This window comes from Streptomyces sp. NPDC020884 (assembly GCF_044333935.1).
In the GTDB taxonomy this organism is placed as follows: domain Bacteria; phylum Actinomycetota; class Actinomycetes; order Streptomycetales; family Streptomycetaceae; genus Streptomyces.
This window is the reverse complement of the sequence record NZ_JBIRRY010000002.1, coordinates 205584-219858: the sequence shown is the minus strand read 5'-3', so window position 1 is coordinate 219858 and position 14275 is coordinate 205584. Positions and strand designations below refer to the sequence as shown.

10 protein-coding genes are annotated in these 14275 nt (G+C 71.4%); 9 read left to right on the top strand and 1 reads right to left on the bottom strand.

Annotation, left to right across the window (positions count from 1 at the left end; translation table 11 throughout):
- Nucleotides 1-77 precede the first annotated feature (77 nt).
- From ACH4UK_RS07855 to ACH4UK_RS07815, 9 genes are all read left to right on the top strand, one after another.
- Nucleotides 78-1052 carry a LacI family DNA-binding transcriptional regulator gene (locus ACH4UK_RS07855; RefSeq protein ID WP_398355124.1) on the top strand — a complete coding sequence of 325 codons (975 nt, stop codon included), beginning with the start codon at nt 78-80 and terminating at the stop codon, nt 1050-1052.
- A gap of 80 nt (nt 1053-1132) precedes the next feature.
- Nucleotides 1133-2812, top strand: coding sequence for an ABC transporter substrate-binding protein (locus ACH4UK_RS07850; protein ID WP_398355123.1), 1680 nt, complete (start codon nt 1133-1135; stop codon nt 2810-2812).
- 27 nt (nt 2813-2839) lie between these two features.
- The gene (locus ACH4UK_RS07845; RefSeq protein WP_398355122.1) at nt 2840-4033 is read left to right on the top strand and encodes an ABC transporter ATP-binding protein; all 1194 of its coding nucleotides are present in this window, start codon (nt 2840-2842) and stop codon (nt 4031-4033) included.
- Entirely contained in the window at nt 4030-5010 is a 981-nt protein-coding gene (locus ACH4UK_RS07840) for an ABC transporter permease (protein ID WP_398355121.1), read from the top strand. The genes ACH4UK_RS07845 and ACH4UK_RS07840 overlap by 4 nt, the downstream gene beginning before the upstream one ends.
- 60 nt (nt 5011-5070) lie before the next feature.
- Nucleotides 5071-6075 (top strand): ABC transporter permease, encoded by a 1005-nt coding sequence (locus ACH4UK_RS07835; RefSeq protein WP_398355120.1) that lies wholly within the window; start codon nt 5071-5073, stop codon nt 6073-6075.
- Nucleotides 6072-7133 (top strand): ABC transporter ATP-binding protein, encoded by a 1062-nt coding sequence (locus tag ACH4UK_RS07830; protein WP_398355119.1) that lies wholly within the window; start codon nt 6072-6074, stop codon nt 7131-7133. Before ACH4UK_RS07835 ends, ACH4UK_RS07830 begins: the two co-directional genes overlap by 4 nt.
- Nucleotides 7134-7198: 65 nt before the next feature.
- Nucleotides 7199-8611: a GH1 family beta-glucosidase gene (locus ACH4UK_RS07825; RefSeq protein ID WP_398355118.1), complete on the top strand. Its 1413-nt coding sequence runs from the start codon at nt 7199-7201 to the stop codon at nt 8609-8611.
- A gap of 14 nt (nt 8612-8625) precedes the next feature.
- Nucleotides 8626-11733 carry a glycoside hydrolase family 3 N-terminal domain-containing protein gene (locus tag ACH4UK_RS07820; RefSeq protein ID WP_398355117.1) on the top strand — a complete coding sequence of 1036 codons (3108 nt, stop codon included), beginning with the start codon at nt 8626-8628 and terminating at the stop codon, nt 11731-11733.
- A gap of 57 nt (nt 11734-11790) precedes the next feature.
- Entirely contained in the window at nt 11791-13167 is a 1377-nt protein-coding gene (locus ACH4UK_RS07815; RefSeq protein WP_398355115.1) for a hypothetical protein, read from the top strand.
- Nucleotides 13168-13188: 21 nt separating this feature from the next.
- On the opposite strand, the gene ACH4UK_RS07810 is transcribed toward ACH4UK_RS07815, so the two are convergent.
- Entirely contained in the window at nt 13189-14202 is a 1014-nt protein-coding gene (locus ACH4UK_RS07810; RefSeq protein ID WP_398355114.1) for a YdcF family protein, read from the bottom strand.
- Nucleotides 14203-14275: the final 73 nt, after the last annotated feature.

Genomic DNA, 14275 nt, shown 5'->3' with positions numbered 1-14275 from the left:
CCGTTCTGCCCGCCGCACCGTCCCACCCTGCTCCCACCTGCTCGTCCTCGCCCCTGCCTGGTCCAACGGAGGCCCAGATGCGTGTCACCATCGCGGACGTCGCCCGTGAGGCCGGCGTCAGCAAGACGACCGTGTCGCGGGTCATCAACACCAAGGGCGAGGTGGACCGTTCCACGGCCGCCCGTGTTCGTGAAGTGATCGCACAGCTCGGCTATGTGCCCAGCTCCGGGGCGGTCGGCCTCGCCCGCGGATCCAGCCGTACGGTCGGCATGCTCGTGCCCTCGCTGACCTGGCCGTGGATGGGCGAACTGCTCCAGGGCGTCGTCGACACGGTCGAGGCCGCCGACTACGGGCTGCTGCTCTTCACCTGCAACCGCGGGGCCGAGTCCGTCCAGCGCTTCACCAGCCAGGTGTCCGCGCGCGCCTTCGACGGGCTCGTCGTCGTGGAGCCCGAGAACACCCTCGGCCACCTCACCGCACTGCACCGCGACGGCCTGCCGATCGTGCTCATCGACGATCGCGGCCACCACCCCGAATTCCCCTCCGTCGTGACCACCAACCACGAGGGAGGCGCATCCGCGGCCCGCCACCTGCAGGCCGCCGGACGCTCCCGGCCCCTGGTCCTCACCGGCCCCCAGAACTTCGGCTGCGTACGGGACCGGCTGAACGGCTTCCGTTCCGTCCTGCCCACTGATCTGGTCCTCGCGGGAGACTTCACCGAACGCGGCGGCCGGCTCGCCGTCGAGGAACTCCTCGCGCGAGGCGTGGCGTTCGACTCCGTCTTCGCCCACAACGACATCAGCGCCGCGGGCGTGCTCCGCGCCCTGCGGGCCGCCGGGCGCCGGGTCCCGGACGACATCGCCGTCGTCGGCTTCGACGACATCCCGATGGCCGAACACACCGAACCGCCCCTGACCACCGTGCGCCAGCCCACCCGCCGGATGGGCGAGACGGCGGCCCGGATGCTGCTCTCCCACCTCGGCGGCACGCCCGTACCGGACGGCCCGGCCGTGCTGCCCACCGAACTGGTCGTGCGCCACTCGGCGCCGTAACGGACCCGGCCGCACGGCCGCGCCCGCTCCCTTCCGCCCGCCGGATCGCCCCGAACCGGTAGCCCTTTCCTGGAGTCGCCATGTCCGCACGCCGTCGCACCACCCTCAGAGCGGTCGCCGCAGCCACCGTCGTGGTAGCGCTTGCCGCCGGTTGCTCGAACGCCAACTCGGGCGCCAACAAGGGGGGCGGCGCCGCCGGCGGCGTACTGACCCTGGGCAAGCCGGACGGGCCGCAGACGAACAACAGCAACCCGTTCCTCAACACCTCGGCGGGCGCGGTCCTCGGCTACCGCTACATGATCTACGAGCCGCTGGCCATGACGAACATGATCAAGCCCACCGAGAAGGCCGACCCCTGGCTCGCCACCGGATGGGAGTGGGAGGGCAACTTCACCAAGGTCACCTTCACGCTGGACGACCGGGCCAAGTGGGCCGACGGCAAGCCCCTGACGGCCGCCGACGTGGAGTTCACCTTCAAACTCCTGAAGAAGCACTCGGCGCTCAACGGGAACGGCATCCCCTTCGACGGGATCGCGGTCGAGGACGGCAAGGTCGTGCTGACCTTCAAGGAGTCCCAGTTCGTCAACCAGAACAAGATCATCCAGACCTTCATCGTGCCCAAGCACATCTGGGAGAAGATCGAGAACCCGGAGACCTGGCCCAACCGGACCCCGGTCGGCTCCGGCCCGTACAAGCTCAAGACGTTCACCCCGCAGACCACCACCCTGACCGCCACACCGAGCTACTGGAACGGCACCACCAAGGTCAAGGAGCTGCGCTACACCGCGTACAACGACAACAGCGCCGCCACCACCGCGCTGGCCACCGGCAAGGTCGAGTGGTCCTTCGTCTTCATGCCGAACCACAAGCAGCTGTTCATCGACAAGGACCCCAAGAACCACCAGCTCTGGTTCCCCTCCGGCCTCGGCATCCACGGCCTGTGGTTCAACACCGCCCGCAAGCCCTTCGACAACCCGGCGCTGCGCAAGGCGATGGCGATGGTCGTCGACCGCAAGGCCATCCACATCCAGGCCCAGGCCACGCTCTACCCGGAGATCACCAACCCGACCGGTATCCCGCTGCCCGCCGGTGAGCCCTTCCTCGCCCCCGAGTACCAGAACGCCACCACCAAGCCCGATGTCGCCGGAGCCAAGAAGGTGCTCGACGAGGCCGGGTTCACGCTCAGCGGCGGGGTGCTCAAGGACCCGTCCGGCAAGCCGGTGAAGCTGACCTTCACCGACCCGGCCGGCTGGAACGACTACATCACCGGGCTCGCGATCATCAAGGACAACATCAAGGAGCTCGGCATCGAGGCGAAGGTCAAGACGCAGACCGCCGAGGCCTGGGGCGCGGACGTCGCCAACGGCAACTTCGACGCCACCCTGCACTGGACCAACAGCGGCGCGACGCCCTACGACATGTACCAGAACATCATGGACGGGGCGATCCTCCAGCCCATCGGCAAGAGCTCCCAGACGGGCAACTTCGGGCGCTTCAAGAGCCCCGAGGCCACCGAGGCACTCAAGCAGTACGCCAACGCCTCCACGGACGCCGCCCGCACCGAGGCCCTGAACACCATCCAGAAGATCTTCGTCGAGGAGGCGCCCGTCATCCCGACGGCCGCCGCGCCCATCGGCGCCGAGTACTCCACGAAGAACTGGATCGGCTGGCCCACCGAGGCCAACCCCTACGCCCCGCCGCAGCACACCCAGCCCTCCGCGCTGGAGATCGTGCTCAACCTCAAGCCCTCCTCCAAGTAGGCCCGAGGAAGACGGGAAGAACCGGCCATGACCAGCGACCAGCCCGAGAGCGCGCGAACCGGCACCGAGGACGTGCGGACCGGCACCGAGCACGAGCCGACCGGCACCGACGTGGTGCTCGAAGCCCGCGGCGTCACCAAGCACTTCCTCCTGCGCCGCACCGCCCGCGACCTGCTCGCCCGCGACCGCCGTCGCGTCCACGCCGTCGACGACGTCTCGCTGCGGCTCAGACGCGGGACCGTCACGGCCCTGGTGGGGGAGTCCGGCTCGGGCAAGTCCACCGTCGCCCGCCTGCTGGCCCAGCTCTATCCGCTCACCTCGGGCGAGATACGGCTGGGCGGCACGCCGGTGGTGGCCGGTCGTGGCCGTTCCTTCCGCCGTTACGTACGCCGGGTCCAGCTGATCTTCCAGGACCCCTTCGCCTCGCTGAACCCGGTGCACACCGTGCGCTACCACCTGACCCGCGCCCTGAAGATCCACGGCCGGGCGGGCAGCGGTGAGGCGGAGCTGGAACAGAACCTGGCCGCTCTGCTGAACCGGGTCCAGCTCACGCCTCCCCACCAGTTCCTGGACAAGTTCCCGCACGAGCTGTCCGGCGGGCAGCGCCAGCGCGTCGCGATCGCGCGGGCGCTCGGCGCCGACCCGCAGGTCCTCCTCGCCGACGAACCCGTCTCGATGCTCGACGTGTCGATCCGGCTCGGCGTCCTCAACCTGCTGCGCGACCTCAAGGAACGCCTCCATCTGGCGATCCTCTACATCACCCACGACATCGCCTCGGCCCGCTACTTCGCCGACACCACCCTCGTGATGTACGCGGGCCGGATCGTCGAGGGCGGCGACAGCGAGCGCGTCACCCAGCACCCCGCCCACCCCTACACCCAGCTCCTGATCGCCTCGGCGCCCGACCCGGACCGGATCGTCGCCGAGGAGGAACAGGAGGAGACCGGCACCGGCGAGCCGCCCTCGCTGATCACCCCGCCCGCCGGCTGCCGCTTCCACCCCCGCTGCCCCAAGGCGATGGAGCGCTGCCGCACCGAACTGCCGCCGCGCTTCGACCTGCCCGAGGGCCAGTGGGCGGCCTGCTGGCTCTACGACGGCACGGCGACGAACGACGCGGCGGCGACCGGCACGGCGGCGACCGGCACGGCGGCGAACGACTCGGTCGCGAACGGCGCGGTCGCCGTATCGGGCCACACGGCCGCGAAGGAGAGCACCCGGTGAAGTACGTCCTCCAGCGCCTCGCCTTCTACGCCGTCACCGCGTGGGCCGCGATCACCATCAACTTCCTCATCCCCCGGCTCATGCCGGGCGACCCCGTCCAGGCCCTGCTCAGCCGCTATCAGGGGCAGCTCGACACCAAGGCCATCGACTCCCTCAAAGCCCTGTTCGGCCTCGACGAGCAGCAGTCGATGTGGCAGCAGTACACCGACTACTGGGCGCACCTCCTGGACGGCGACCTCGGTCTCTCCTTCACCTTCTTCCCCACCCCGGTCAGCGAGGTCATCGGCCAGTCGCTGCCCTGGACGCTCGCCCTGGTCGGCATGACCACCCTGATCAGCTTCGTGCTGGGCACCGGCATCGGCGTCTACAGCGGCTGGAAGCGCGGCTCCTGGCTGGACGGGCTGCTGCCGGTCACCACCTTCATCTCCTCCATCCCGTACTTCTGGCTGGGCCTCGTCGCCATCGCCCTGTTCGGCGAGAAGTGGTCGCTGTTCCCGAGCTCCGGCGGCTACGACAACGCGCTGGTCCCCGCCTTCGACTGGCCGTTCATCTCCAGCGCCCTCTACCACGCGGTCCTGCCCGGCGTGACGATCATCCTCAGCGCGGTGGCCGGCTGGATCCTCGGCATGCGGAACATGATGGTCACCGTCTCCTCCGAGGACTACGTGATGGTGGCGCAGGCCAAGGGCCTGTCCGAGCGGCGCGTGATGTTCGGCTACGCGGCCCGCAACGCGGTGCTCCCCAACATCTCCGGCTTCGCCCTCTCCCTCGGCTTCATCGTCGGCGGCACCCTGCTCGTCGAGATGGTCTTCACCTACCCGGGCATCGGCTTCCAGCTGCTCCAGGCGGTCGGCGGCAAGGACTACCCCCTGATGCAGGGCGTCTTCCTGGTCATCACGCTCTCCGTCCTCGCCGCGAACCTGCTGGCCGACCTCGTCTACGCCGCCCTGGACCCCCGCACCCGGAAGGAGGCGTAGACCGTGCCCGCCCCCGCAGTCCGCGCCGCCCGACCCCGCATCCGGAAGGCCTGAGGCCCCATGTCCGTCACCGCCACCGATGTCTCCGTCCTCGACGGCGCACCCCCGCCCGTGGCCCCCGCCCGCCGGGCCCGGCTCCGGTTCCTGCGCGGCGGGAAGACCCGTACGGGCCTGATCCTGCTGGCGTTCTTCGTCCTGCTGGCCATCGCGGGACCGTGGCTCGCCCCGTACGACCCCGACGCGATGAGCGACCAGCTGCTCCAGCCGCCCTCCGGCGACCACTGGTTCGGCACCACGCACACCGGGCAGGACGTCTTCTCGCAGATCCTCATCGGCACCCGGGGCGTCCTCGTCGTCGGACTCCTCGCCGCCGTCATCGCGACCGTCCTGTCCGTCCTGATCGGGGTCAGCGCCGGATTCATCGGCGGGGCCGTCGACGAGGTCCTCTCCGCGCTCTCCAACATCTTCCTGGTGCTGCCCGGACTCCCGCTGATCATCATCGTCGCGAGCTTCGTCCCCGACACCGGCGACATCGTCATCGCCGTCGCCATCGCCCTGACCTCCTGGGCCTGGGGATCGAGGATCCTGCGCGCCCAGACCCTGTCGCTGCGCCGCCGCGACTACGTGGAGGCCGCCCGCGCCACCGGCGAGTCGACCCCGCGCATCATCCTCTTCGAGATCCTGCCGAACCTCACCGCCGTCATCGCCTCCGGATTCGTCGGCACGGTCATCTTCGCGGTCCTCACCGAGATCACCCTCGCCTTCATCGGCGTCGCCGACATCTCCCACTGGAACTGGGGCACCGTGCTCTTCTGGGCCCAGTCCAACCAGGCCCTCGCCCAGGGAGCCTGGTGGTGGTTCGTCCCGGCCGGCCTCTGCATCGCCCTGCTGGGCACCGCGCTCGCCCTCATCAACTTCGGCATCGACGAGTTCGTCAACCCCCGCCTGCGCACCGCCACCGGATCCTCCCGGAAGGTCAAGATGCGCGTCGGCTTCACCCCCGTGGCACGCAAGCCCTCGGGCGACGGTCACCGCGAGCACAGCAGCAAGGAGCCGCGCACATGAGCGCCGAGCCGGTCCTGACCATCAGCGGACTCAACGTCGACTACGGCACCGACAAGGACGCCGTCCACGCCCTGCGCGACATCGACCTCACTCTCCACCGGGGTGAAGTCCTCGGCCTCGCGGGCGAGTCGGGCTCGGGCAAGTCCACCCTGGCCTACGCGGTGACCCGGCTGCTGTCCCCGCCCGGCGTCATCACCGGGGGAGAGGTCCACTACCACCGGCCCGGCGGCGACCGGGTCGACATCCTCTCCCTCGCCCCGCACCAGCTGCGCGCCTTCCGCTGGCAGGAGCTGTCCATCGTCTTCCAGGGGGCGATGAACTCCCTCAACCCGGTGCACACCGTCCACAGCCAGCTCACCGACGTCCTCGCCGCCCACCGCCCCGAGCTGAAGAAGCGCCAACGCACGGAGCGGGCCGAGGAGTTGCTCGGCCTGGTCGGCATCTCCGTCGACCGGCTCGCCGCCTACCCGCACCAGCTCTCCGGTGGGATGCGCCAGCGCGTGATGATCGCCATGGCGCTCGCCCTGGAACCCGAGATCGTCATCATGGACGAGCCGACCACCGCGCTCGACGTCGTCATGCAGCGGCAGATCCTGCGACGGCTCGTCCAGTTGAGGGAACGGCTGAACTTCTCGGTCGTGTTCATCACCCACGACATCTCCCTCCTGATCGAATTCTCGGACCGGATCGCGATCATGTACGGGGGCAGGATCGTGGAGGAGGCGGGCGCGGCGGAGATCTACCGCGACCCCCGCCACCCCTACAGCGACGGGCTCCTGCACTCCTTCCCCGCCCTGCACGGCCCCCGCCGCGAACTGACCGGCATCCCCGGCTCCCCGCCCCACCTGTCCGCGATGCCCACCGGCTGCGCCTTCCACCCGCGCTGCGGCAAGGCCTTCGAACCCTGCGCCGGGCAGGTCCCGGTGCTCGCCCCGCCCACCGACGGGCCGGGCCGCGCGGTCGCCTGCCACCTGCACACCGCCGGAGACGGAACGCCGCCACCGCGACAGCCGCCCGCCACCGCCCCCGGAGCGCCCCTGCCCGACCCGGCCCGCTGACCGCCCGCCGCGCCACGCACGCCCCCGCCCCGTGCCCACGTACGCCTCTACGCCTACGGAGACCGATGAACCTCGCCACCACCCCGCAGCGACTCCTCCGCCCGGCCCCGGTGCGAGGACTGCCGGCCGACTTCCGCTGGGGCGTCGCCACCTCCTCGTACCAGATCGAGGGAGCCGCGGCCGAGGACGGCCGCACCCCGTCCATCTGGGACACCTTCTGCCGGGTGCCCGGGGCCGTCGAGGGCGGCGAGCACGGCGATGTGGCCTGTGACCACTACCACCGGATGCCCCAGGACGTGGAGCTGATCGCGGGCCTCGGCGTCGACACGTACCGCTTCTCGCTCGCCTGGCCCCGCATCCAGCCGGGAGGCAGGGGCCCCGCCAACAGCAAGGGCCTCGACTTCTACAAGCGGCTGACCGACGAGCTCCGGGGCCGCGGCGTCACCCCGTGGATCACGCTCTACCACTGGGACCTGCCACAGGAGTTGGAGGACGCGGGCGGCTGGCCCGCGCGGGACACCGCCCTGCGCTTCGCGGAGTACGCGGCCCTCGCCTACGAGGCGCTGGGCGACCGGGTCGAGCACTGGACCACCCTGAACGAGCCCTGGTGCTCGGCGATGCTCGGCTACGCCTACGGGCTGCACGCCCCCGGCCGCCGCGACCTCGGCGACGCCATGGGCGCCGTCCACCATCTGCTCCTGGGCCACGGTCTGGCCGCCGGCGCGCTCCGCGACGCGGCCGGGAGCAACCCGCTGGAGCTCGGCATCACCCTCAACCTGGGCACCGCCACCCCGGAGACCGGCAGCGAGGCCGACCGCGAGGCGTGCCGCCGCGCCGACGGCATGGGCACCCGGCTCTACCTCGACCCGCTCGTCCACGGCCGCTACCCCGAGGACGTCGTCGCGGACCTGGCCGCCCAGCACATCGAACTCCCGGTCAGGGACGGCGACCTGGCCGCCATCGCCGCCCCGCTCGACGTCCTCGGCGTCAACTTCTACCGGGGCATGCAGTTCTCCGGCGTCACCGAGGACGGATCGCCGACCGACGCCGAGGGCCTGCCCGTCACCCGCGTGGTGGAGCGGGACCTGCCCCGTACCGCGATGGACTGGGAGATCACCCCGACCGCGCTGACGGACCTGCTGGTGCGGCTGGACCGTGACTACGGGCTGCCGACCGTCATCACGGAGAACGGCGCGGCCTTCGACGACACCGTCGCCGCGGACGGCTCCGTCCCCGACGCCGACCGCACGGCCTACCTCGCCGACCACCTGGCCGCCGTCGTCGCCGCCCGCGCCCAAGGGGCCGACGTCCGGGGCTACTTCGCCTGGTCCCTGATGGACAACTTCGAGTGGGCCTACGGCTACGACAAGCGGTTCGGCATCGTCCGGGTCGACTACGACACCCAGGTCCGCACGCTCAAGGACAGCGCCAAGTGGTACCGCGACACGATCCGCCTCACCCGCGACGACACCGCCTAGAAGAGAGCGCTCCCATGCCCCGCACACCGCACCCCCGCACCCGGCCCCGGAAGAGCGGAGCCAGACCCGTGACGGCCACCTTCGCCGCCGCGGCCGTGCTGGCCACCCTGCTCGCCGGCTCGGCCACCGGCCCCGCGGCGGCCGCCGACGAACCGGCCCCCGTCCTCGTCGACCGCTTCGAGGGCGAGGTGCCCCTCGGCAACAACCCGCCCGCCGACGCGATCTTCACCTGGGGCGGCGACGCGGACGACCACCCGCGGCTGAAGCTGGCCGAGCGCGCGGACGCCCCCGAGGGCGGACAGGTCCTCGAAGGCGCCTACGACATCAGCGCGTACGGCGGGTTCAGCCACGAGTTCGCCGTGGACGCCCCGCCGCGGAACTGGACCGCCCACCAGGGCATCCGCTTCTGGTGGTACGGCCAGAACACCGCGCCCCTGCCGCCCGGCTCCGGCAAGAAGGTCAACTTCGAGATCAAGGACGGCGGCGCGAACGGCGGCGCGTCCGAGCTGTGGACCACCTCCTTCACCGACGACTGGGAGGGCTGGCACCTGGTCGAGATCCCGTTCGCGGACTTCGTCTACCGTGCCGACTACCAGCCCGTCGGCGGCATCGACCAGGTCCTCGGCCTGAACGAGATGTGGGGCTACGCCCTCACCCTGCCCGGCGGCGGCCCCGGTGAATTCGCCCTGGACGCCGTCGAGCTGTACGGCAAGGCGGACCCCGCCCTCACCGCGAGCGTGGTCACCGACACGGCCGTCCGCCCGGTGAAGAACGGTGAGACGGCCCGGTTGGCGCTCTCGGTCGCCACCACCGGCTCCGTCCCGACCGAGGAGCCCGTCACCGTCACCTACGCCACGAAGGGGGGCAGCGCGGAGGCCGGCCAGGACTACACCCCGGTCACCGGCAGCCACACCTTCCCCGCGGGCACCGCCTCCGGCACCACCCACCAGGTCACCGTCCGCACGGCGAAGGCGTCGAAACCCGCCGGGGCGAAGACGATTCCCGTCGAGCTGACCGTCACCGGAGCGAAGGCCCCCCGGGAGAACCCGCAGGTCGTCATCGACGCCCACGGACTCCCGTACCAGAACGCCGGGTTGCCGGTGAAGCAGCGGGTCGCGGACCTGCTGGCCCGCCTCTCGCCCGCCGAGAAGGCCGGCCAGATGACCCAGGCCGAGCGCAACGCGCTCCGCACCCCGGGCGACATCGCCGCCTACGACCTCGGCTCGCTGCTCTCCGGCGGCGGCTCGGTCCCCACCCCCAACACGGCGGCCGCCTGGGCCAAGATGGTCGACGCCTACCAACTCCGCGCGCAGGCCACCCGCTTCCAGATCCCGCTGATCTACGGCGTGGACGCGGTGCACGGCCACAACAACGTCGTCGGCGCGACGATCATGCCGCACAACATCGGCATCGGCGCCGGCCGCGACCCGAAGAGCGCCGAGAGGACCGGCGCGATCACCGCGAAGGAAGTGCGCGCCACCGGCGTCCCGTGGGACTTCGCCCCCTGCGTCTGCGTCACCCGCGACGAACGCTGGGGCCGCTCGTACGAGGCCTTCGGCGAGGACCCGGCCCTGGTCGAGGCCATGGAGACGGTCATCCAGGGCATGCAGGGCAGCCCGTCCGGCAAGGACCTGCACCGCAACGACAAGGTCCTCGGCAGCGCCAAGCACTTCGTCGGCGACGGCGGCACCGAGTACGGCTCCTCCACCACCGGCTCGTACACGGTCGACCAGGGCGTCACCAAGGTCACCCGCGAGGAGCTGGAAGCGGTCCACCTCTCCCCGTTCGAGGAGTCGGTCAGGCGCGGGGTCGGCACGGTCATGCCCTCGTACTCCTCGCTGGACATCCTGGGCGACGACCAGGGCCCGGTGAAGATGCACGCCAACGCCGAGATGATCAACGGCGTCCTCAAGGACCGGATGGGCTTCGAGGGCTTCGTCATCAGCGACTGGCAGGCCATCGACCAGATCCCCGGCGACTACCCGAGCGACGTCCGTACGTCGATCAACGCCGGACTCGACATGATCATGGTCCCGACCGCGTACCAGGACTTCACCAAGACGCTGAAGGACGAGGTCGAGGCGGGCCGGATCAGCGAGGCCCGCATCGACGACGCGGTCGCCCGCATCCTCACCCAGAAGTTCCGCCTGGGCCTCTTCGAGAAGCCGTACGCCGACACCACCCATCTCGACAAGGTCGGCTCGGCCGAGCACCGCGCGGTGGCCCGCGAGGCGGCGGCCAAGTCCCAGGTGCTCCTGAAGAACGACGGGGCCGTCCTGCCGCTCGAGCCGGACCAGAAGGTGTACGTCGCCGGGTCCAACGCCGACGACATCGGCAACCAGGCCGGCGGCTGGACCATCAGCTGGCAGGGCTCCTCCGGGAAGACCACCACGGGCACGACGATCCTGGAGGGCATGAGGAAGGCGGCGAAGAGCCCGGACTCGGTGACCTACTCGCGCGACGCCTCCGCCGCCACGGACGGCTACGACGTCGGTGTGGTGGTCGTCGGCGAGACCCCGTACGCCGAAGGCATCGGCGACGTCGGCAACGGCCACGACCTGGAGCTGACGGCCGCCGACCAGGCAGCGGTCGACACCGTCTGCGCCGCCATGAAGTGCGCGGTCCTGATCGTCTCCGGCCGCCCCCAGCTCATCGGCGACCAGCTCGGGAAGATCAACGCGCTGGTGGCCTCCTGGCTGCCGGGCTCCGAGGGCGACGGCGTGGCCGACGTCCTCTACGGCAAGCGCGCCTTCACCGGGCAGCTCCCGGTGACCTGGCCGAAGTCGCAGGCCGAGCTCCCGATCAACGTGGGGGACGCGACGTACGACCCGCAGTTCCCCTACGGCTGGGGCCTGACCACCCTGAAGAAGCCCCCGGCCGGCGGTGAGCTCACCCTCGCGGCCCTCGCGCTCGCCGCCCAGGTCGCCGAGAAGGCGCACCTCGGCAGGACCCCGGCGGGCAAGGCGATCGTGGACCAGGCCCGGCTGCTGGTCCAGCGGAAGATCGGCGGGAGGTTCACCGAGGCGGTCTCCAAGCCCTTCGCGGAGGCGGACCATCTGCTGCTCACCGGTGACCTGACCGGAGCGGTGGCCAAGCTGCGCACGGCCTACCGCGCCGCGTAGGAACGCGGGCTCCGGACGGGCGACGGCGTTCGTCGCCCGTCTGGAGTAGCGTTAAGTATGAGGAAACGGCTCTTTCCCGCGCTGCTGGCGGGCCTGCTGCTCATCTTCGCAGCGGCGGCCCTCGCCCTGACCTCCCCCGCGTCGGCCGCGCCCGCCGCGACCATCCAGGACGCTGCCCAGGCCCTGCGCGAGGACCCGGTCCACGTGGACCCGGCTGCTCGCGATCAGCTCTCCGTCGCTGACGAGAAGGCCCTGGAGAACAAGATCACGGACGCCGACAAGCCGGTGTTCGTGGCCGTCCTCCCCGATACCCCGGCCTTCCCCGAGGAAGGCCTCCTCCAGACCCTGCGCAGTGACACCGGGATCACCGGCGTCTACGCGATCCGCCTCGGCGACGGTTTCGACGCGGGCGCGGACCCGCAGTTCATGCCCACCCGAGCGGTCGAGAACCTCACGGCCTCCGTCGAGAACCCCGCCACCGCCGGGGACGCGAACACCCAGCTCAACGCCTTCGTGGACCGCGCCGTGGAGCAGGCCCGGGGCAGCGCCCCCGCGTCCTGGTCCGGCGGCGGCGCGGCGGACGGGTCCGGGGCCCCGGTCGGCGGCCTGATCACGCTCGGCGCGCTGGTCGCGGCCGGCGGCGCGGGCGCGTACGCGATCTCCCGCCGCACCAAGCGCCGCAAGGAGGAAGAGGAGCGCGCCGCGCTCGACAAGCTCCGGGTCGTCGTCGACGAGGACATCACCGCGTACGGCGAAACGCTGGAGCGCCTGGACTTCCACCCCGCCGAACCGGGCGCGGACGACACCATGCGCGCCGACTACGAACGGGCGCTGGACTCCTACGAGAGCGCCAAGTCGAAGATGGACCGGGCCGGACACCCCTCGGACGTCCGCGGCGTCACCCAGTCCCTCGAGGACGGCCGCTACTCCCTCGCGGTCCTGGAGGCCCGCCGCACCGGCGGGGCGATCCCGGCCCGCCGCCCACCGTGCTTCTTCGACCCGCGCCACGGCCCCTCGGTCGCCGACGTGCTCTGGACCCCCTCCGGCGGCGCGTCCCGCGAGGTCCCGGTCTGCGGCGCGGACGAGGTCCGGCTCAGCCAGGGCGAGGACCCGATGGGCCGTACGGTCGACGTCGGCGACGGCAACCGCCGCCCGTACTGGGAAGCGGGCCCGGCGTACGGCCCCTGGGCCGGCGGCTACTTCGGCGGCGGCCTGCTCCCCGGCCTGCTGGTCGGCACCATGCTCGGCTCGATGCTCGCCACCCCGGCGTACGCCTCCGAGTACGGCGGCGGTGACTTCGGCGGCGGCGCGGGCGGCGACTGGGGCGGCGGCGACTTCTCCGGCTCCGACTTCGACTCCTCCGGCTTCGGCGGGGGCGGCTTCGGCGACGGCGGAGGCTTCGGGGGCGGCGGGTTCGACGGAGGCGGCTTCTGAGGGCCGTCGCGACCGAGCCCCCTATCCGAAGCCGACGGTCCACCAGGCGGCGACCCCGCCGAGAACGATCAGCACGCACATCACCGCGTTGCTCCGCCGGTAGTCCAGGAGCACCGCGGTGAACTCACGGATCGTCGCGTTCGGCCAGAAGTACGCGGCCGTGGGCGAGCCCACCACCTGCCCCCGGATCCGGACCCGCCGGGCGGTGAGGGCGGCGCGGAAGGCGTGGTAGTTGTTCGTGACGACGACGCACCGGTAGCCGGGTTCGGCCGCCTCCATGATCGCCTTGCTGAACCGCAGGTTCTCCTCCGTGTTCGTCGACCGGTCCTCCCGCTCGATGAGGTGGGCCGGAAAGCCCTCGGCCACCAGGTGGTCGGCCATCGCGTGGGACTCCGGCAGATCCTCGTCGGGCCCCTGCCCGCCCGAGGTGATGAGCACGGGGGACCCGCCGCGCCGGGAGAGCCGGGCGTGCACCTCCCGCCCGCGCTTCAGCCGGCTCGCGAGCAGCGGCGGCACGGTGGAGCCGCCGACGAGCCCCGAGCCCAGCACCACCACGAAGTCGGCCCTGCGGCGCACCCGCAGCCGCCCGTAGAGGAACGCGTAGCAGACGAAGCACAGGAACAGGAACGAGAAGTAGAGCGCGAGACCACCGGCCGCCGTCGCCGCCCCGATCAGCACCGGAGTCCGCAGCACGGCGGCGGTCACCAGCAGCGCGACGACGGCGAGGATCGCCAGGGCGGCCACCAGCGACAGCAGGTTGGACGGGCTCCTGCCCTCCTTGCGCAGCATGCGTACGCCGTTGAGGAACAGGAAGCACGTCAGCAGAAGGACCGCCACCGCCCCCAGGACCAGCAGCGACCACACCACGACCGGAGCCGAAGCGGAACGGGACTCGATCAGCCGGTACAGCAGTCCCGCCAGCCCGCAGAGCACGGCGAGGCCGAGGACCACGGCGTTGCTGAACTTCCGGCGCTCGCGCAGGACGCTCGCACAGAAGACGAGGAAGAGGAGCGCCGCCGGGGCGTAGACCACCATGCGCACAGCGTAGGCAGCGGACCCGGGGCGGTCGACGGCGAGGTGGGGGTCAGGACGACCGGCGGCGGAGTGC